The sequence below is a fragment of the Cellulomonas sp. URHD0024 genome, from assembly GCF_000426185.1.
In the GTDB taxonomy this organism is placed as follows: Bacteria; Actinomycetota; Actinomycetes; order Actinomycetales; family Cellulomonadaceae; genus Cellulomonas.
The window spans coordinates 451,176-470,080 of the sequence record NZ_KE384505.1 but is presented as its reverse complement, the minus strand read 5'-3'; the positions used below and the strand labels follow the sequence as shown (position 1 = coordinate 470,080).

The following is an 18,905-nucleotide window of genomic DNA, read 5'->3' as shown; positions in this document are numbered from 1 at the left end:
ACGCGCTACCCCCGAGGAATGCCCGGCGCAGCACGGCGTACGCACGAGCTCCTGACGCACGAAGGGCGCCCGGCCCGTGGGTGTGCGCGCCGGCGCGGGCGGCGGGCTGGCGACGCACGAGGAACGGCCCCGCCGGCGCGCACGTGCCGGGCGGGGCCGTTCCTGAGGAGCGAGTGCAGCGGTCAGTAGGCCCCGGAGCCGCGCAGCACGGCGCGACCCGTCTTCCAGAGGATCATCAGGTCCATCGTGACCGACCAGTTGTCGACGTAGCGCAGGTCCAGTCGCACCGACTCGTCCCAGCTCAGGTCCGAGCGGCCGCTGACCTGCCAGAGCCCCGTGAGGCCCGGCCGGACGTGCAGCCGACGACCGACAGGGTCGGAGTACGCCTCGACCTCGGAGACCAGTGGCGGCCGCGGACCGACCAACGACATGTCGCCGCGGACGACGTTCCAGAGCTGCGGCAGCTCGTCGAGGGAGTACCGGCGGAGCAACCGCCCGGCCTTCGTCACGCGCGGGTCCTCACGCATCTTGAACATCACGCCGTCGCAGTCGCTGCTGTCCAGGAGGTGGTGGCGCTGGTCGTCGGCGTTCGCGTACATCGTGCGCAGCTTCCACATGGTGAACGTGGTGCCGTCACGGCCGACGCGCGGCTGCTTGTAGAACACGCCACCGGACGAGCCCGCCTTGATGGCGATGGCGGCGATCGCGATCACCGGCGTTGCCACGAGCAGCATCAGGAGTCCGACGGTGCGGTCCAGCACGGACTTCGCGACCATCCGGCTCTTCGGCGCCGCGAGCTCGACCTCGAGCAGCGACAGGCCGGCGGTCGGGCGCACGGTGAGCCGAGGAGAGGACACCTCGATGATGTCGGGGGCGACGACGAGCTGCGCCCCGGCTCGGCCGAGGGCCCACGAGAGACGCCGCAGCGCATCGCCGCTCAGGACCGAACCGGCGACGACCACCGTCTCCACGGCACGGTCCGACACGATCTGCACGACGTCCGCGATGCCCCCCAGGACCGGGACGTCGTGCACGTCCGACGTCGAGATCTCGGGCAGGCAGACCCCGATCGTGAGGTAACCGTGGTGGGGAGCGCCCTTGAGGTCGTGGACGATGTGGTCGCAGGAGTCCAGGTCGCCCACCACGAGCGTGCGCCGCATCCCGACGCCCAGCTCGCGCGACTTGTGCAGCCGGTTGCGCCGCCAGTACCGGTCGCCGCACGCCACCAGCAGCAGCACGGGGATCCCGATCAGGACGACGACCCGCGGCACGGGGACGTGCAGCGAGAACTCGAGCACGACCAGCAGGGCGCCGAGGCTCAATCCGCCCCGGATGACGGCCTGGAACTCCGTCGGCCCGTCCCCGAGGCTCGAGCTGCGGTAGCCGCCCCAGCACAGCACGAGAAGGACGAACACCACGGCGCCTGCGGCACCGAGCACGAACGTGAGGGGTTTCGGGCCGAGCGTGGGAAGGAGCGCGAGCACGGAGACGACGAAGGCGCAGGCAGCGTCCGCGACGACGGCCGCCCGCGAGTAGTCGATCCCGACGGCCGCCCAGCGGCCCGCCGCACCCTGCTCGGAGTTGTCGATGGTGCTGCGGACGATGAACGGTTCGGACGATGCCCACGACCGCCGGGGTTCGGTCGCCTCGCGACGACGGTCGGCGCCGTGTTCAGTCCACCGGCCCGTGCCGTCGGCTGTCAGCGTCATCGTTCCCCCACACGTCCAAGCACCATTGGGATGTTTGGAGGGTATACGGGGGAAAGGTACCTTCTGGTACGTTCTGTCCGGTTTTCACCCGCGATTCACCCGAGGACGCCTGTCGTCACGTCCGGGTGTGGAACTCCAGCTGGGCCGCCTCGAGGCCCTTCACGACGGCGGCCTCGACCGCGTCCGCCGCCCGGTCGACGAGCCACGCAAGCTCCTTGAGCTCGACCTTGGCGAAGTCGCGCAGGACGAAGTCGGCGGCGTCCATGCGCCCGGGCGGACGACCGACGCCCACGCGCACCCGCACGTAGTCCTTGCTGCCGAGCGCCTTGGTGGTGTCGCGCAGCCCGTTGTGGCCGCCTTCGCCCCCGCCGCGCTTGAGACGGACGTCGGCGAACGGGATGTCGAGCTCGTCGTGCACCAGGATCGTCCGCTCGACGGGCACGTCGTAGTACTGCGCGAGCGCCGAGACCGGGCCGCCCGACACGTTCATGTAGGTCGTGGGCTTCGCCAGCACCACCCGAGGACCCGGGACCCCGCCGGGCAGGACGCCCAGCCGGCCCTCGGCCGCGACCGCCTGCGCGCGTCCGGCGGCCTTCCACGTGGAGCCCGTGCGCCGGGCCAGCTCGTCCAGCACCATCTGCCCGACGTTGTGGCGGTTGCCGGCGTACTGGGCGCCGGGGTTGCCGAGGCCCACGACCAGCCAGGGTCCGTCGGTCATGTCGCCTCCTTCGGGCATCGTCGGGCAAGCACGACGCCCGGCACCGTCAGAAACGGTACCGGGCGTCGGGCGGAGGCTCAGGCCTCGGTGCCCGAGGTCGGCCTGCGTCAGGCCTCGGCTGCAGCGGCGCTCGCGGCCGACTGCGACGCGGCGATCTCCGAGGCGGCGGCCTCGGCGGCGAGGTCGTCGGCGGAGGCGTGCGGGACGCTGATCGCGACGACGGTCAGGTCGGGGTCCGAGAGCAGGGTGGTGCCCTCGGGCAGCGTGATCTCGCCGGCCGTGACCGACGAGCCGCCGACCAGACCCTCGATGGAGACCTGGACCTCGCTGGGCAGTGCCGTCGCGTCGGCCTCGAGCGACAGCGTCTGCGTCTCGACGACGTGGATGGTGCCGGGGTAGGACTCACCGACGACCGTGACGGGGATGTCGACGGCGACCTTCTCGCCACGCTTCACGATGAGCAGGTCGACGTGCTCGATGGTGTTCTTCACGACGTCGCGCTGGACGTCCTTCGTGATCGCCAGCGTGGTCTGGCCGTCGAGCTCGATGGCGAACAGCGCGTTGGCGTGCTTGACGGCGAGCATCGTCTCGTGGCCCGGCAGCGCCACGTGCAGCGGGTCGGAGCCGTGCCCGTACAGGACGGCGGGGACCTGGTCGGCGCGGCGCAGGCGGCGCGCGGCGCCCTTGCCGAACTCGGAACGGGTGGTGGCGACGAGCTTGATCTCAGACACGGTGACTCCGGGAGTAGGCGCCCGCGCAGTGGTCGCGGGCGTGGTCGGAACAAGGTGAGGCGGCGACGTGCCGCGGTGACAGAAGTGGTGGCCTCGACGCGGGACGCAGGACGGGCACGCGGAGGCGGCTCGCCCAGTCGATCACGGAGCTCAGGGGCCTTGCTGGCCCGCCGCCTGAGCGCCGAACCGTTCGACCGTCCTTCGTCCCTCGCCGAGGCAACCTGAAGAGACTACCCGAGCCGGAGGCCCTCACCCAACCCCCGGGGTCGCGGCCGGCGCCACTGCGCAACTCAGCCGCGTCGAGACCTCGTTCAGATTCACCCATTCCGACGCAGACCGGAAACCTCACGTGCCGAACCTCTCGGTACTCTCACGGCATGCTGCTGCCGATCCGACTGGTCCGAGGTGGATGGCCGCGATGGCTGGAGCGGCGCGCGCACCGCTTCTTCTACACGGATCCGGCGGTGCTCGTCGACGACGACGCCTCGCCGGAGGACTACCGCTCGGTGATGCTCGGCATCCACATCGGCGGGACGATCAAGATCACCGCCGCAGGCCGGCACCTCGACATCGACCCTCTGCTGCTGGACAACGTCGACCTGGCCGGGGCGCGCATCGTCGACATCGGGGCGTCGGACGGCTCCACCTCGATGGACCTGATCGACGCGCTGCCCGAGTTCGCCTCGTACACGATCAGCGACCTCTACATCGAGGTCCCCTGGGCCCGCACCGCGAAGCACCTGTTCCTGTTCGACAAGCACCAGACGTCGATCCTGGTCGCCGGCAGGCGGTTCCTCGCGTGGCCCGAGCTCTCGCGCACGGTCGCGGCCCTGTACGCGCCGCTCGTCAGGCGCGGCCGCAAGCAGCCGCAGCAGCTGACCACGCTCCTGAACCCGCAGGTGCGGGCCAGGATGCGCACCGACCCGCGCGTCACGTACCGCGAGCACGACGTCTTCGAGACCTGGGCGGGCGAGCGCCCGGACGTCATCAAGGTCGGGAACCTGCTGCGCCGCTTCTACTTCGACGACGCCGACCTGAGCCGCGCCCTGCGGGCCGTGCACGCCTCGTTGGCGGACGACGGGCACTTCTTCATCGTCGACCACACCCGCGACCCGGGCCGCCCCCCGGCAGGCGGGCTCTACCGACGCACGCCGGCGGGTTTCGCACGCGTCGCGACGACACCGACGCAACCCGAGATCGAGGACCTGATCCTCGCGGTGGACGTGTCCGAGCTCACGCCCCGAACAGGGACGTGACCGAGCTCAGGCCTGCCCGTCGAACAGGGACGTGACCGAGCCGTCGTCGAAGACCTCGCGGATGGCGCGGGCGATCAAGGGCGCGATGGACAGCACCGTCAGCTTGGGGAAGCGGCGCTCGTCGGCGATCGGGAGCGTGTCCGTGATGACGACCTCGCGGGCACCGCAGCCCTGCAGCCGCTCGGCGGCCGGGTCGGACAGCACGCCGTGGGTCGCGGCGACGATCACGTCCTTGGCGCCCGCGTCGAGGATCACCCGCACCGCACCGGCGATCGTGCCGGCGGTGTCGATGAGGTCGTCGACGAGCACGCAGCTGCGACCCTCGACGTCACCGACGACACGGTTGGCGACCGTCTTGTTCGGGCTGCGGATGTCGCGCGTCTTGTGCACGAACGCCAGCGGCCCCCCGCCCAGCTTCGCGGCCCACTGCTCGGCGACCCGGATGCGGCCGGCGTCGGGCGAGACGACCGTGACGTTGGAGGTGTCGACGCGGCTGCGCACGTAGTCCGTGAGGATCGGCATGGCCCACAGGTGGTCCACCGGTCCGTCGAAGAAGCCCTGGATCTGGGCTGCGTGCAGGTCGACGCTCATGAGGCGGTCGGCGCCGGCCGTCTTGAACAGGTCGGCCATGAGGCGCGCCGAGATCGGTTCGCGGCCGCGGTGCTTCTTGTCCTGACGGGCGTAGCCGTAGAACGGTGCGACGACGGTGATCGTCTTGGCGGAGGCCCGCTTGAGCGCGTCGACCATGAGCAGCTGCTCCATGATCCACGTGTTGATCGGCGACGCGTGCGACTGCAGGACGAACGTGTCCGCGCCGCGCACCGACTCTCCGAACCGGGTGTAGATCTCGCCGTTCGCGAACTCGTACGCGGTGGTCGGCAGCAGCTCGATGCCCAGGTGGGAGGCCACGTTGTTGGCCAGGTCCGTGTGGGCGCGGCCGGAGAGCAGCACCAGTCGCTTCTCGCCGTCCGTGGAGATGATCCCGGTCATCGTGCGGAGTCCTTCGGGTCGGAGGGCAGGACGGGCGGCGGTGTCGGGGCGGTCGACCCGGCGGCGGTCGCAGCCCGGTCACGCTCCGCACGCGCTTGGGGCGAGAGGTCGTCGCGCGGGCGGACGACGGCGGCCGCAGCCGGGGTGCCGGCACGAGACCGTGCCACCCAGCCCTCGATGTTGCGCTGCGCGCCGGCGCTCACGGCGAGGGCGCCGGAGGGCACGTCGCGGCGGATGACGCTGCCGGCTCCCGTGTAGGCGCCGTCGCCGACGGAGACGGGAGCGACGAACATGTTGTCGGCGCCCGTCCGGGCGTACGAGCCGATCGTCGTGTGGTGCTTGTTGACGCCGTCGTAGTTGACGGTCACGGAGGCGGCACCGATGTTCGTGTGCTCGCCGATCGTCGCGTCCCCGACGTAGGAGAGGTGCGGCACCTTGGAGCCCGTGCCGATCTGCGCGTTCTTCGTCTCGACGAACGTGCCGATCTTGCCGTCTGCTCCGAGGACCGTGCCAGGGCGCAGGTAGGCGAACGGACCCACGCTGGCACCCGCGCCGATCACGGCGAGATTCCCGTGCGTGCGGACCACCGATGCGCGCGGACCCACCTCGACGTCGGTCAACGTGGTGTCCGGGCCGACCGTCGCGCCCTCGCGGACGACCGTCGCGCCGTGCAGCTGCGTCCCGGGCAGGATCGTCACGTCGCGCTCGAGCTCGACGTCCACGTCCACCCAGGTGGTGGCCGGGTCGACCACCGTGACGCCGTCGCGCATCCAGTCCTCGAGGATGCGACGGTTCATCTCCGCACGCAGGACCGCGAGCTGGACGCGGTCGTTCACGCCCTCGACCAGGATCGGGTCGTCCGTGCGCAGCGCCCGCACGTGACCGCCGTCGGTCCGCGCGATCGCCAGCACGTCCGTCAGGTAGACCTCGCCCTGGGCGTTGTCGCGCCCGAGCCGGCCGAGCGCACCGCGAAGCACGCCCGCGTCGAACACGTAGATGCTGGAGTTGATCTCCGCGACGGTCCGCTGCTCGTCGGTGGCGTCCTTCTCCTCGACGATGCCGAGCACGTCACCCGTGCCGGGCTCGCGCAGGATGCGGCCGTAGCCCGTGGGGTCCGCGACCTCCGTGGTGAGCACGGTGACCGCGTTGCCGTCCGCGTGGTGCGCCTCCAGGAGCTCGTGCAGCGTGGCCGCGTCGAGCAGGGGGACGTCGCCCGCGATGACGACGACAGCACCCGCCACCTGGGCGTTCGTGGCCGAGCCGATCGTCCCGTCGCCCGCCGCGTCAGCCTGTGCGGCGGCGTCGAGACCCGTCATGGCGACCTGCACCGCACGACCTGTGCCCGGGATGTGGTCCTGGTCCACGATCAGCGCCTGCGGGTCGACCTCGGTCACGTGCGCGGCGACCAGCTCACGTTCGTGCCGGACGACGACGAGCACCCGACCGGGGTCGAGCGCGCGTGCCGTGGCCAGTGCGTGACCCAGCATGCTGCGACCGGCCAGCGTGTGCAGGACCTTGGGTGTCGCCGAGCGCATCCGGGTCCCTTCACCGGCGGCGAGGACGACAACGGCGGCCGGGCGGGGGAACGTCACCTGGGAGGGCTCCTCGCGGATCTGCCCGAGAGGTCGGGCGGCGGATCTCGTGCGCACGGCAACTCTACCGTCGCGCGGGGGCGCTCCCGCCCGCCGGACGACCGGCGGGACCTGCGGCCGCCAGCGGACACCCCGCGCACCCTTCGATCACGGTGTCTGTGGGGCACCCCGAGCAGGCCGCGGAGAACCGCACGAGCAGGCCCACCGCCTCCGCGTGCTCGAGTGCCGCGGAGACGACGTCGACCGGGAGGCGCAGGCGTTCGGCGACACGCTGCGGCCGCAGCCCCCGGTCGGTCTCCCGCAGGATCGCCGCGAGCGCGCTCACAGCAGCCGCCCGAGCTGGAACACGGCCACGGCGAGCAGCCACGCCAGCGCGAGCTGGGCCGTGACGGCCGCACCCGTCCAGCGCCAGCCGAACAGGCGCGCCTGCTCCGCCAGGGTCGCCAAGCACGGCGTGTACGCCAGCACGAACACCATGAACGCGAACGCCGCCGCCCCGGGCGCACCGTCGGAGGTCCGGTCGAACGTGGCCCGCAGCTGGGCGCCGAGGTCGTCCGGGTGGTCGACGGGCTCTGCGACGGCGTACGTCTGCGCCATCGACCCGACGACGACCTCCTTGGCGACGAATCCCGTCATCAGCGCTGCGGAGGCGTGCCAGTCGGCGAAGCCCGCCGGTGCGAAGACGGGCGCGATGCCCGCGGCCACCCGCCCGTAGACGCTGTCCTCGACGGGGACGTAGGCCAGGGCGTGGCCCGAGACGGCCGGGACCGCCATGAGGACCCACACGACCGACAGGGTCGCGACGATGATCGTGCCCGCCTTCGTCGCGAAGGAGCGCACCCGCACCCAGGTGGAGGCGACGATCCCCCGCAGCCGGGGTCGCTGGTACGCGGGGAGCGCCAGGACGAACGGCTCCCGGACGAGGTCGCGGAACGCGGTGAGCCGGAGCGCGGCACCGACCCCGACCACGAGCAGCGCCGAGCCGACGTACATGGCCAGGACCGCGAGTCCGGCGTCGTGCGGGAAGAACACCGACGCGAGCAGCAGGTAGACGGTCAGGCGGGCGGTGCACGAGGTCAGCGGCACGAGGAGGCCCGTCAGCAGCCGCTGTCGCGCGTGCGGCAGCACCCGGGCCGCGGAGAGCGCGGGGACGTTGCACCCGAAGCCGACGACGAGCGGGAGCACCGCCCGACCCTCCAGGCCGAGCGCGCGCATCGCCTTGTCCGCGGCGAACGCCGCCCGCGCGAGGTAGCCCGAGTCCTCGAGCAGCGCGACGGCGACGAACATCAGCGCCATCAGCGGGACGAACGACGCGACCGTGGCGACCCCGGCCAGGAGCCCGTCGACGACGAACGCGCTCACCCAGGCGGGGGCGAAACCGAGCAGGTCCGACAGCCAGGGCCCGATCCAGTCGTTGATCGCGTGGCTCACGGCGCCCATCAGCGGTGCGGCCGCCACCGTGACGAGCTCGAACAGGGCCCACATCACGGCCAGCAGCACCGGCAGCCCCACCCACGGGCGCAGCAGCAGCTCGTCGACCCGGTCCGACCACGTACGAGCGGCGGGTGCAGCCGGACGGTCGAGCCCGGCGTCCCGGGAGACGTCCAGGACCCAGCCGAAGAGCGCCTCGGCGTCGTCCATGGGGTCGTCGCCGGGGTCGGGCACGGACAGCGTCGGGCGCGTGATCAGCGCGGTGCCGACGGCGTCGGCGAGGGCGGTCGACCCCGCTCCGGTCCGCGGGTCGACGTCGACGACGGGAACCCCGAGCGCGGACGCCAGCCGGGCGGCGTCGACCTCGATGCCGCGCGCCCGCGCGACGTCCCGCATGGTCAGCGCGACGACGGTCGGTAGACCAGCGCGCGCGACCTGACCCACGAGGTACAGCGAGCGGGCGACTGCTGTGGAGTCGACGAGCACCACCACGAGGGCGACGTCGCCGTCCTCCGCGGAGGCGAGGGCGTCGGCGGTGACCTGCTCGTCCGGTGTGCGCGCCAGCAACGAGTACGCGCCCGGCAGGTCGAGCACCGCGACCCCGGCCTCCCGCCAGTCGCCGGAGGCCAGCTCGACGGTCGTGCCCGGTGCGTTCACCACGCGCTGCCGGGCGCCGGTCACCAGGTTGAACAGCGTCGACTTGCCGACGTTCGGGCTCCCGACCAGGGCAACGGTCGCCCCCCGCGTCTGAACCGGCAGGCCGTCCGTGTCGTGACAGCTCATCCGGCGACCTCGACCTGGATGCCCGAGCAGGTCCGGTGGTCGAGCGCGAACCGTTCGGCACCGACCGCGACGACCCGACCTTGCGACCGGACGTCGTGCGTCACCTCGACCAGCGCGCCCGGCCGCAACCCCAGCTCGCTGAGCCGCAGCCGGACGTGACCGTCGAGGCCGACGTCGAGGATGCGGACCAGGGCCCGCTGGGTGCAGGTGGCGAGGTTCACGCTCGCACTCTAGGAAGTGAGGGTTGCCTACCTTCAGGGCCGAAGGTCCCGGCTGTCAGCGCCGGCCGCGCGCCCGGAGAACGCCTGGCCGGCCGACCTCCGCAGCGGTTCCCCGGCGAACCGCAGCACGGTACGTTCGCGACTGTGTCGGACACCCGTCCGGCTCGATTGCCGTGGTCACGGGCCACAGAGCACGGGCGGGCGGGGCCGGATGCCGCAGGGACCGATACCGACGCTGGTCGGTCGCGACGCCGAGTCCGTCGCGCTGCGGTCGCTGATCGCCGACGCTGCGGGGGGACTGGGGCGCTCGGTCGTCGTCGTCGGCGAGCCCGGCATCGGCAAGAGCGCCCTGCTGCAGGCCGCGGTCGACTCGGCACCCGAGGCGCGCGCGCTCCGGGTCTCCGGCTCCGAGCCCGAGAAGCAGATGAGCTACGCCGGGCTGCACCGGATCCTGCGCCCGCTCGCCGACGAGGTCGGCCGGCTCCCGGAGCCGCAGCGCGCCGCTCTGCAGGTCACGTTCGGCGAGCTCGCCGGGCCTGCGCCGAGCAGGTTCCTCGTCGGCCTGGCGTCGCTGACCGCTCTGGGCGTGGCGGCGCGGACGAGGCCCGTCCTGTGCGTCGTCGACGACCTGCACTGGATGGACCGCGAGTCTGTCGGCGTCCTGTCGTTCGTCGCCAGACGACTGGAGCGGGAACGAGTCGCCCTGGTGCTCGCGACACGCGACGAGCCGGCCGTCCTGGCGACGGTCGACGGCGTGGACCGGACCGTCCTCACCGGACTGACGAGCGCAGCCGCAGCCGCGATGCTCGCCGCGCGCGTGCCGGGTCGGATGCATCCGTCCGTCGTCGAGAGCCTCGTCGCGCACAGCAACGGCAACCCGCTGGCGGTGCTGGCGATGGCCCGGTCGCTCAGCGCCCAGCAGCGGGCGGGCGTCGCGGCGCTGCCGGACCCCTTGCCGCTGGCCGACGGCGTCCAGGACTACTTCCTGCGGGCCGTCGCCGCCCTGCCTGCTGCGACGCAGGAGTTCGTGCTGCTCGCGGCGTGCGGTTCCGCGGACGACCCCCAGACCGTCTGGCGGGCGGCGCACCAGCTCGGCCTGACGACGCTCGACGCCGACCCCGCCGCCGCGGCCGACATCTGCTCCGTGCAGGGCGAGGTGCGGTTCAGCCATCCGCTCGTGCGCTCGGCGGTCTACGGGGCCGCCCAGCCGCAGGCCGTGCGAGCGGCGCACGCGGCACTGGCGGACGCCACCGCGACCGCCGATCCCGACCGGCGTGCCTGGCACCTGGCGGAGGCCGCGGGCGCGCCGGACGACGCGGTGGCAGCCGAGCTGGAGCTGTCCGCACAGCGTGCACACGCCCGCGGGGGGCATGCCGCGCAGGCGACGTTCCTGCGGCGGGCGGCCGAGCTGACGACGGACCCGGCACTCGCGCTGACCCGCGCGCTGGATGCTGCCGACGCCTACGTGCTGTCCGGAGAGCTGGAGACCGCGGCCGCCCTCGTCGAGCGGACCGGTCCGTCGTCGACCGGCCTGCAGCGCGCCCGAGGTCTGCAGATCGAGGCCGAGATCGCCATCGCTCGGACACGTCCTGCGTCCGCCGCCGCGACCCTCATGCACGCCGTGGCCGAGGCGACACCCGGCGACCGGGACTTCGTCCGCGGATGCCTGTTCGACGCCCTGCTCTCCTCGGTCATGGCCGGCCGCTACCTCACCGGTACGACGCTGCGGGCCGTCGCCGCGGCGACCCTGGCCACCGCGGGCCACCGCCCCGAGCACGAGGCTCTCGACCGGCTGCACGACGCGCTGGCCACGCGGGTCGGGTCCGGGTTCGAGGCCGCGGCCGGCCAGCTCCGCACGGCGGTCGACGCCCTGACCATCCGTCCGGGCCATCTCGGCCGCAACGCGGTCGGCGCCGTCCTGCTCGGGATGATGGCCTGCGACGAGCTGTGGGACGTGAGAGCGCGCAACGACCTGCTGGACCGGCTCGAGCCTGCGCTGCGCCAGGAGGGCTCGCTCATCGCCCTCGCCGTCGCGCTCGCTGGGCGCGGGGCCGGCCTCGTCCGCGAGGGCCGGCTCGCCGAGGCAGGCGACCGGTACGCGGAGAGCATGGACGTCGCCGCGGCGTACGGCGTGCGCAACGACGCCCCGCTCATCGTGCTCTACGCGTGGCAGGGCCGGGTCGACGAGACGCGTGCGCTGGCCGACCTCATGCGGAGCCAGCACCAGGTCGGCCTGTGGGCGACGTCCGCAGCCCACTGTCTCGGCATCCTGGGGTTGGGGGTCCAGGAGTACGCAGCCGCCCGGGACGCGCTCGTGGAGACCTTCGACGACGACGCCCCGGGTCTCAGCGGCATCGCGCTGCCCGACCTGGTGGAGGCTGCCGCGCGCGCAGGGGACGACGCCTGGGCCCGACGCGCGCTGGACCGCCTGACCCGTCGCGCGAGCGCGACGGGTACTCCCTGGGCGGCCTCCCTCCTCGCCCGGTCGCAGGCCCTGCTCGCCACGGACGACGACGCCGAGAAGCTGTTCGTCACCGCCCTGGAGCTCGTCGGCACCACACCGATCGCGACCGATCTCGCCCGCACGCACCTCCTCTACGGCGAGTGGCTCCGGCGGTCCGGTCGGCGGGTCGACGCACGCGTGCAGCTCCGCAAGGCCCACACGCTGTTCACGCAGATGGGCGCGGGCGCGTTCGCCGAGCGAGCCCGTTCCGCGCTCCTGGCCACCGGCGTGCGCGCCAGAGTGACCGTCCACGAGCCGGGCGACGCGACCCTGACCCCCCAGGAGTCGCGGATCGCGACCCTCGCTGCGCGAGGACTGACCAACTCCGAGATCGCCTCCAGCCTGTTCGTCACCGCGTCGACCGTCGAGTTCCACATGACGAAGATCCTGCGCAAGACCGGAACGACCTCACGCCGCGAGCTACGGGGGCTGCTCGGGCGCTGACTGGGGTCTTTCCCGGGTGCGGACGAATCGGGCGCCGTGGTCCGGTGGACGCATGGACCAGGAGCTGACCGGCAAGGTCGTCGTCGTCACCGGTGCGAGCCGCGGGATCGGTCTCGCGATCACCGAGGCACTCGTCGCGGAGGGCGCGATCGTCGTCGCGGGCGTGCGCTCGTCGAACGAGGCGCTCGAGGCGCTGCCCGTGCAGGTCGTCACCGGCGACCTCTCGACCGCCGACGGACCCCGCCTCCTGGTCGAGGCCGCAGTCGCCGCGCACGGCCGGCTCGACGTCCTGGTCAACAACATCGGCGGGGTCCGGCCGCGGCTGGACGGCTTCGCCGCCGTGACCGACGAGGACTGGCTCTGGGCCTTGGCGACGAACCTGATGCCGGCCGTCCGAGCGACGCGAGCCGCCCTGCCGCACCTGGTCGCGAGCGCACCGTCGAGCATCGTGACGATCAGCTCGGTCAACGCCGCGCTGCCCGACCCGGCCGTCATCGACTACAGCGCGGCCAAGGCGGCGCTGACGAACTTCAGCAAGTCGCTCTCCCGCGAGGTGGCGCCCCTCGGAGTGCGGGTCAACACCATCAGCCCCGGTCCGGTCGCCACCGACCTGTGGCTCGGCGGGGGCGGTGTCGCCGAGACGATCGCAGCGCACGCCGGCCGCACCCCGCAGGAGATCGCCGCCGGAGCGGCCGCCGACTCCGCGACCGGTCGGTTCACCCGGCCCGACGAGGTCGCCGACCTCGTCGTCCTGCTCGCCGGTGGCCGCGCCGGCAACGCGACCGGCATCGACATCCGCATCGACGGCGGGCTCGTCACGACCCTGTGACCGCGCCACCCACCGAGGAGCCCACCATGCCTGCACCGACCGCCCGGAGCACACGCGTCGTCGCGCGCTCGCTCGCGACCGCCGTCCTGCTCTGCCTCGCCGCGGCCTTCACGATGGGCAGCGCCAGCGCGCACCGGCCCGAGACCCCGAAGCCGACGATCGTCCTGGTGCACGGAGCGTTCGCCGACGCGTCGAGCTGGTCGCAGGTCACGCAGCGGCTCCAGCGCAAGGGCTACACCGTCTACGCCCCGGCCAACCCCCTGCGCGGCATCGCCCCCGACTCCGACTACCTGCGAGCGTTCCTGGCGACGATCCCCGGACCGATCGTCCTCGTCGGCCACTCCTACGGCGGCGCGGTCGTCACGAACGCGGCGACGGGGAACGGTGCAGTCACGGCCCTCGTCTACGTCGCGGCCTACGCGCTCGACGAGGACGAGAGCATCGGCGCAGCCAACGCCCTGGGCGGCGGCACCGCCTTGCTCGGCCAGCACATCGTCGTCCGTCCGACCGCGGGTGCGGGCCCCGACGTGGACGCCTACATCGACACCGCCTTCTTCCGGGCCGTCTTCGCCGCGGACCTGCCGGCGTCGCAGGCCGCCGTGATAGCCGCCGGGCAGCGCCCGCTGCTCGCCTCCGCCCTCGGGACGCCGTCGGGGGTTCCCGCGTGGCGCACGATCCCGTCCTGGTACGTCGTCGCCGGACGCGACCGCGCGATCCCACCCGAGGCGGAGCGTGCGATGGCTCTGCGCGCCGGTTCGGTCACCTCCGAGCTGTCGACGTCCTCGCACGTCGCGATGCTCAGCCACCCGGACGCCGTCGTGAAGGTGATCCTCGACGCAGCCGGCCGCTAGTCCCGTCCACCCCAACCCAAGGAGCACCCCCGTGACCGCACCCGTCGTCCTCATCCATGGCCTGTGGATCCACGCGTCCGCCTGGGCGCCCTGGATCGACCTCTTCGCCACCCGCGGCCTGACCGCGACCGCACCCGGCTGGCCCGGCGAGGCCGACACCGTCGAGGCCACCCGCGCCGACCCCGACGCCCAGAACGACGTCGGCATCCAGGCGATCTGCGAGCACTACGCCGGCCTGTTCGAGGCGCAGGGGATCAAACCGATCGTCGTCGGCCACTCCTTCGGCGGCCTGATCGCCCAGGAGCTGCTCGCCCACGACCTCGCCGTTGCCGCCGTCGCGATCGACCCGGCCCCGATCAAGGGCGCCAAGTCGCTGCCGTTCTCGCAGCTGAAGTCCGGCCTGCCGGTGCTCGGCAACCCCGCCAACAAGAAGCGCACGGTGTCCCTGACGGCCAAGGAGTTCCGCTACAGCTTCGGCAACCTGCTCAGCCAGGAGGAGTCGGACGCTCTCTGGTCGGCCGTCACCATCCCCGGGCCCGGGCGTCCGCTCTTCGAGGACGCCGCCGCGAACTTCTCCCGGCACTCCCCCGCCCAGGTGGACACCCACACGGCCGTCCGCGGTCCCCTCCTGCTGACCTCCGGCACCGACGACCACACCGTCCCGGCCAAGGTCACGCGCGAGGTGTTCGCCCTCTACGCGGACAACACCGCCTCGACGACGGAGTACCACGAGTTCGAGGCGAAGGGTCACTCGCTGACGATCGACGACGGCTGGCACGACGTCGCCGAGTTCGTGCTCGACTGGCTCGCCGCCAAGGGCTTCGGGGCCTCGGCGCCGGCCGCGACCGAGTCGATCGGCTGACGTCGCGGGGCCGACCTCCAGCCCGACCCGTCGCAGCGTCAGACGAGTGCCGGAACGCCGTTCGTCGTCATCCAGGCCTCCGCAGCTGCGTGGTGAGCGTCGGCCCGCCGGAACCCGGGGATCTCACGGAGCGCGGGTCCGACCTTGTCGCCGTTCGCGCTCAGCAGGGCCAGGGTCGTCGCTCCCCACTCCACGAGGACCGCCAGCACGTCGACCGACCGGCCTGCGAGCTCCGGGGGCAGGGTGTCGAGCAGGATCGCGAGGTCGACGAGCCGGTCGGCCCGCTCCTGCGTGGTGGCGATCAGCCCCGCGAGCCCCTCCGCCGACGTCCGGGCGATAGCCGCGACGGACGTCAGGCCGACCTCGCGCAAGGCGGGCGCGTGGACCGCGAACGGAGCCGCCCCGAGGAGGTCGTTGCCCTTCGCCACGAACGTCCACATGCGACCGTCGTGCCGAAGCTTCTCCAGGCTCGGGTCGACGAGGCTCCACGCCCGGTTCTGCGGGTCGGCGCAGACGACTTCGTACAACGTCACCGCCCGGGTGAGCCCCGCGTCGCGCGAGGCAAGGTCGCACATCGTGTTGTAGGCGCGCTGTCCGAGTGCCGTCAGAGCGACACCACCGATCTTCTCCTCCTGGTCCCCGTCCCAGATCGTCGGCTCGCCCTGCTGCAGCGCACTCGCGCGCGCGAGCGCCGCGTCCTTCGCCATCTTGAGCACCGTCATCCTGCCGTAGATCTGGTCGAACGTTCCGGGCTGCCTGCCGACCTTGAGGAGCACCTCGTCGATCTGGACGAAGGCTTCCTTGAGCCGCTTCCTGGCGACCCCGTCGGCAGGTCTGGTGCCGAGGACGTTCAACGTCACGGAGATGCACGCGCACAGCAACCGCGCCCTGGTGGCGAGCCCTGCTCCGGAGTCGTAGAGGTCGTTCATCGCCTCCTTGTGCAGCCACCGGGCATAGCCCTCGGCGATCTCCGGCTCGTCGCGGTTCCGGTACAGGTCCTCGTAGAGAGCGATCCGGGCGAACGGGTTGTCCTCGAGCAAGGCTGCCGCGGCAAGCATGCGACGCACCTCGGACGGGGCCGTCGCCGCGGGCGGGGCGATCGCCCCCTGGGTCGAGGCGACGTACGCGATGCTCTTCCAGCTCGTGCTGCCGAGCAGACCCTCGAACCCCGCGCGGTTGCGGTAGTTGTCGGCGAGGGTCATCAGGATGAACGACGCGACGAGCACGTCGGGCGACGCCGACGGCGAGTCCGGACCCAGGATGTCGGCACGGACGATGGCCGAGTCGACCGTGCGCCCGTTGCGGGTGATCAGCACGGCGGTACCGCCGGCGGTCCGGTCGATGACGACCTTCCAGGGCGTGAAACCGAGCACGGCCGACAAGGCGTCGACGACGCTCGACACCCATCCCTTGGGCGCCACCTTGGTCACGGCATCGGCCAGCACGTTGACGTCGGTGCCGACGGGCACCTCCACGCCTCGCGGGGCGTCTGCGCCGAGCTTGCGGAGGATCGCGACGATGCGGGCGGCCGACGGCATGTCCTTCGTCTCGGACGTGGACATCGCCTCGATGGTGACCCGGAGCCGGATGGCCAAGCCGATCGCCAGCGCGACGGCCGCGACGGCGCCGAGGACGGCCACGGCGATGTACGACCACCACCGATCTGGACCGGCGTCGGATGACGGCACGAGGAGCGTGAAGAGCAGACCGGACGCCAGGGCACACAGGGCGCCCGCGATGAGCAGTCCCGGTGAGAGCCGACCGTTCAGCAGCGGCACGCGCGTGGCGTAGGCCTGGACCAGGATCCGACCGAGGACCAGCCATCCGAGCGCGATGGCCAGCGCCACGCCGAGCGGCACACCCAGGGGCTCGAGCCAGTCCGAGACGAACGAGTCCCAGCTCTCCTGGAAGTCCTCGGCCTTGGTCGTCTCGGTGCTGAGCCGGACGTACTCGGCGTCCTTGGCGTCGAGACCCTTCGCCTCGTCGAGCGACGCCTGCGCTGCGGCGAGGGCCACCTTCTGCTCCGACTCGGCGGCCCTCTTCTTCGTCGGGTCGTCCGTGTTGGCGGCTTTCTCGCCCGCCTCCTTGGCGTCCTTCAGGTGGCCCTTGGCGGCTTTCACGGCGGCGTCGGCCTTGACCTGCTGGTAGCGCGCCTGCCTCGCGATGCCGGGACAGACCGCCGGAGCATCCGTGCCGGTGGCCTCGTCGAGCGCCTGCTCGCGCTTGTCGATCAACGTCAGCGCCGCCCCGGGGTCGGCATCGCGTACCAGGTCGGAGGCCTGCCCGCAGAGTGCGTCGGAGGCACCTTCGGCGGGCGCGGCCGCACCCATCACCAAGGCCGCCAACATCAGGGCGAGCGCGACCGCGAGTCGTGGCGCGGCGACGGTGCCGATTCTCACGGAGTGCCCCCTGCGGTCGAAACCCAGGTTGCCATCGTCGTCCATGCCCCATTTGCGCGCAATGCCCCATTGCGCTCGCGGGGCGCTCGCCCGTGCGTCCGCGTGCTCCGCCCCCAGGATTCGAACCTGGACTGCACGGCTCCAAAGGCCGGCGTGCTGCCGTTACACCAGGGCGGACCGGCGGTCCGTGCCGCCTCGTCGCCAAGTCTGCCAGTGCCGACGCCCTGGTTTTGCACGGCCGTCTGTGGGCAACCGGCATGATGGGCGCGTGGCCACCGACCCCAAGCGCGCAGCCCGGACCCGGATGACGGGGACGCAGCGCCGAGCACAGCTGCTCGACGTCTCGCGACGGCTGTTCGCCGAGAAGGGCTTCGACGGCACGAGCGTCGAGGAGATCGCCGCCCGCGCCGAGGTCTCCAAGCCCGTCGTCTACGAGCACTTCGGCGGCAAGGAAGGCGTCTACGCGGTCGTCGTGGACCGGGAGATCCAGGCGCTGACCCGGGCGCTCAGCGCGCCGCTCGAGGAGGGCGGCCACCCCAAGGCGCTCGTCGAGCGGACCACGCTGGCGCTCCTCGGGTACATCGAGACGTCCGAGGACGGCTTCCGGATCCTCGTGCGCGACTCCCCCGTCGCCCAGGCGACCGGCACCTTCTCCAGCCTGATCGGTGACGTCGCCACGCAGGTCGAGCACCTGCTGGCCGACCAGTTCAGGAGCCAGGGCCAGGATCCGAAGACGGCCCCGATGTACGCGCAGATGCTCGTCGGCATGGTGGCTCTGACCGGGCAGTGGTGGCTCGACGCCCGTCGGCCCAGCAAGGACCAGGTCGCCGCGCACATCGTGAATCTCGCGTGGAACGGGCTGTCCGGACTCGAGCGTCGACCGATGCTGACTTCTCTCGACGTCGAGTAATCTCGGCCCTATGGCCACCCCGGATCGCGACGACGCGCGGGACGAGGTCGACCGGATCGTCCTCGCCTGGCAGCGCGAGCGGCCCGACCTCGACGTCCGCCCCCTCACCGTCCTCTCGCGCGTGAGCCGCCTCGCCCGGCACCTCGACCTCGCACGGCGCAGCGCCTTCGCCCGCCACGACCTCGAGACGTGGGAGTTCGACGTCCTGTCGGCCCTGCGGCGCGCGGGATCCCCGTACCGGCTCTCGCCCGGCGCCCTGCTCACCCAGACGCTCGTCACCAGCGGGACCATGACCAACCGCATCGACCGGCTGGTCGAGCACGGGCTCGTGGAACGACTGCCCGCTCCCGACGATCGCCGCGGAGTGCTCGTGCAGCTCACCTCGGCTGGTCGTGCACGGGTCGACGCCGCCTTCGCCGACCTGCTCGACGTCGAGCGCGGGCTGCTCGGCGACCTCGACGAGGGCAGCCGCGAACAGCTCGCGGCTCTGCTGCGCGAGGTCGTCGCCCCGTTCGACGCGTCCTGACGTCCGCCCGTTGGCGGTAGTGCGGCATGCATGTCGGGCATTGCCGTTGGTGCGGCGCTGAGCCGTCGGTCCGGCGCTGAGCCGTTCGGGTGGCTCGCCGGGAAACGCGCCGCGCCCGGCTCCGTCCCTCAGTAGTGTGCCCGCCGGGTT

General features: G+C 72.4%; 16 protein-coding genes and 1 tRNA gene. 7 read left to right on the top strand and 10 right to left on the bottom strand.

Annotation, left to right across the window (positions count from 1 at the left end):
• Nucleotides 1-182 precede the first annotated feature (182 nt).
• From I847_RS0118345 to I847_RS0118335, 3 genes are all read right to left on the bottom strand, one after another.
• Nucleotides 183-1,709, bottom strand: coding sequence for a sugar transferase (locus I847_RS0118345; RefSeq protein WP_028050847.1), 1,527 nt, complete (start codon nt 1,707-1,709; stop codon nt 183-185).
• 115 nt (nt 1,710-1,824) lie between these two features.
• A complete protein-coding gene (gene pth, locus I847_RS0118340; RefSeq protein WP_028050846.1) occupies nt 1,825-2,427 on the bottom strand; it encodes an aminoacyl-tRNA hydrolase in 603 nt (200 codons plus the stop codon).
• A gap of 107 nt (nt 2,428-2,534) precedes the next feature.
• Nucleotides 2,535-3,158: a 50S ribosomal protein L25/general stress protein Ctc gene (locus I847_RS0118335; RefSeq protein WP_028050845.1), complete on the bottom strand. Its 624-nt coding sequence runs from the start codon at nt 3,156-3,158 to the stop codon at nt 2,535-2,537.
• 377 nt (nt 3,159-3,535) lie between these two features.
• Here I847_RS0118335 and I847_RS0118330 point away from each other — a divergent pair, with 377 nt between their 5' ends.
• The gene (locus I847_RS0118330; protein ID WP_028050844.1) at nt 3,536-4,414 is read left to right on the top strand and encodes a hypothetical protein; all 879 of its coding nucleotides are present in this window, start codon (nt 3,536-3,538) and stop codon (nt 4,412-4,414) included.
• Nucleotides 4,415-4,420: 6 nt separating this feature from the next.
• Here I847_RS0118330 and I847_RS0118325 read toward each other — a convergent pair whose 3' ends face one another.
• The 5 genes from I847_RS0118325 to I847_RS0118305 form a co-directional block, all read right to left on the bottom strand.
• Entirely contained in the window at nt 4,421-5,404 is a 984-nt protein-coding gene (locus I847_RS0118325) for a ribose-phosphate diphosphokinase (protein ID WP_028050843.1), read from the bottom strand.
• Entirely contained in the window at nt 5,401-6,996 is a 1,596-nt protein-coding gene (gene glmU, locus I847_RS0118320) for a bifunctional UDP-N-acetylglucosamine diphosphorylase/glucosamine-1-phosphate N-acetyltransferase GlmU (RefSeq protein WP_028050842.1), read from the bottom strand. The genes I847_RS0118325 and glmU overlap by 4 nt, the downstream gene beginning before the upstream one ends.
• 64 nt (nt 6,997-7,060) lie before the next feature.
• The gene (locus I847_RS0118315) at nt 7,061-7,321 is read right to left on the bottom strand and encodes a hypothetical protein (RefSeq protein ID WP_028050841.1); all 261 of its coding nucleotides are present in this window, start codon (nt 7,319-7,321) and stop codon (nt 7,061-7,063) included.
• The gene (locus tag I847_RS0118310; RefSeq protein ID WP_028050840.1) at nt 7,318-9,210 is read right to left on the bottom strand and encodes a ferrous iron transporter B; all 1,893 of its coding nucleotides are present in this window, start codon (nt 9,208-9,210) and stop codon (nt 7,318-7,320) included. The genes I847_RS0118315 and I847_RS0118310 overlap by 4 nt, the downstream gene beginning before the upstream one ends.
• Nucleotides 9,207-9,431: a FeoA family protein gene (locus tag I847_RS0118305; protein ID WP_028050839.1), complete on the bottom strand. Its 225-nt coding sequence runs from the start codon at nt 9,429-9,431 to the stop codon at nt 9,207-9,209. Before I847_RS0118305 ends, I847_RS0118310 begins: the two co-directional genes overlap by 4 nt.
• Before the next feature lie 211 nt (nt 9,432-9,642).
• Here I847_RS0118305 and I847_RS0118300 point away from each other — a divergent pair, with 211 nt between their 5' ends.
• The 4 genes from I847_RS0118300 to I847_RS0118285 are packed head-to-tail and all read left to right on the top strand — an operon-like array spanning nt 9,643 to nt 14,920.
• Nucleotides 9,643-12,378 carry an AAA family ATPase gene (locus I847_RS0118300; protein ID WP_028050838.1) on the top strand — a complete coding sequence of 912 codons (2,736 nt, stop codon included), beginning with the start codon at nt 9,643-9,645 and terminating at the stop codon, nt 12,376-12,378.
• A 52-nt stretch (nt 12,379-12,430) separates the two neighbouring features.
• The gene (locus tag I847_RS0118295; RefSeq protein WP_028050837.1) at nt 12,431-13,207 is read left to right on the top strand and encodes an SDR family NAD(P)-dependent oxidoreductase; all 777 of its coding nucleotides are present in this window, start codon (nt 12,431-12,433) and stop codon (nt 13,205-13,207) included.
• Nucleotides 13,208-13,233: 26 nt separating this feature from the next.
• Nucleotides 13,234-14,058 (top strand): alpha/beta fold hydrolase, encoded by an 825-nt coding sequence (locus I847_RS24775; RefSeq protein WP_034611171.1) that lies wholly within the window; start codon nt 13,234-13,236, stop codon nt 14,056-14,058.
• 31 nt (nt 14,059-14,089) lie between these two features.
• Nucleotides 14,090-14,920: an alpha/beta hydrolase gene (locus tag I847_RS0118285; protein ID WP_028050836.1), complete on the top strand. Its 831-nt coding sequence runs from the start codon at nt 14,090-14,092 to the stop codon at nt 14,918-14,920.
• A gap of 38 nt (nt 14,921-14,958) precedes the next feature.
• On the opposite strand, the gene I847_RS0118280 is transcribed toward I847_RS0118285, so the two are convergent.
• Nucleotides 14,959-17,319, bottom strand: coding sequence for a hypothetical protein (locus I847_RS0118280; RefSeq protein WP_155856222.1), 2,361 nt, complete (start codon nt 17,317-17,319; stop codon nt 14,959-14,961).
• A 105-nt stretch (nt 17,320-17,424) separates the two neighbouring features.
• Nucleotides 17,425-17,496, bottom strand: a tRNA-Gln gene (locus tag I847_RS0118275).
• Between the two features lie 127 nt (nt 17,497-17,623).
• Here I847_RS0118275 and I847_RS0118270 point away from each other — a divergent pair.
• Both I847_RS0118270 and I847_RS0118265 read left to right on the top strand, forming a co-directional pair.
• Nucleotides 17,624-18,229: a TetR/AcrR family transcriptional regulator gene (locus tag I847_RS0118270; protein ID WP_034611169.1), complete on the top strand. Its 606-nt coding sequence runs from the start codon at nt 17,624-17,626 to the stop codon at nt 18,227-18,229.
• Nucleotides 18,230-18,239: 10 nt separating this feature from the next.
• On the top strand, nt 18,240-18,755 hold the full coding sequence (locus I847_RS0118265; RefSeq protein ID WP_028050833.1) for a MarR family winged helix-turn-helix transcriptional regulator: 516 nt from the start codon (nt 18,240-18,242) through the stop codon (nt 18,753-18,755).
• Nucleotides 18,756-18,905: the final 150 nt, after the last annotated feature.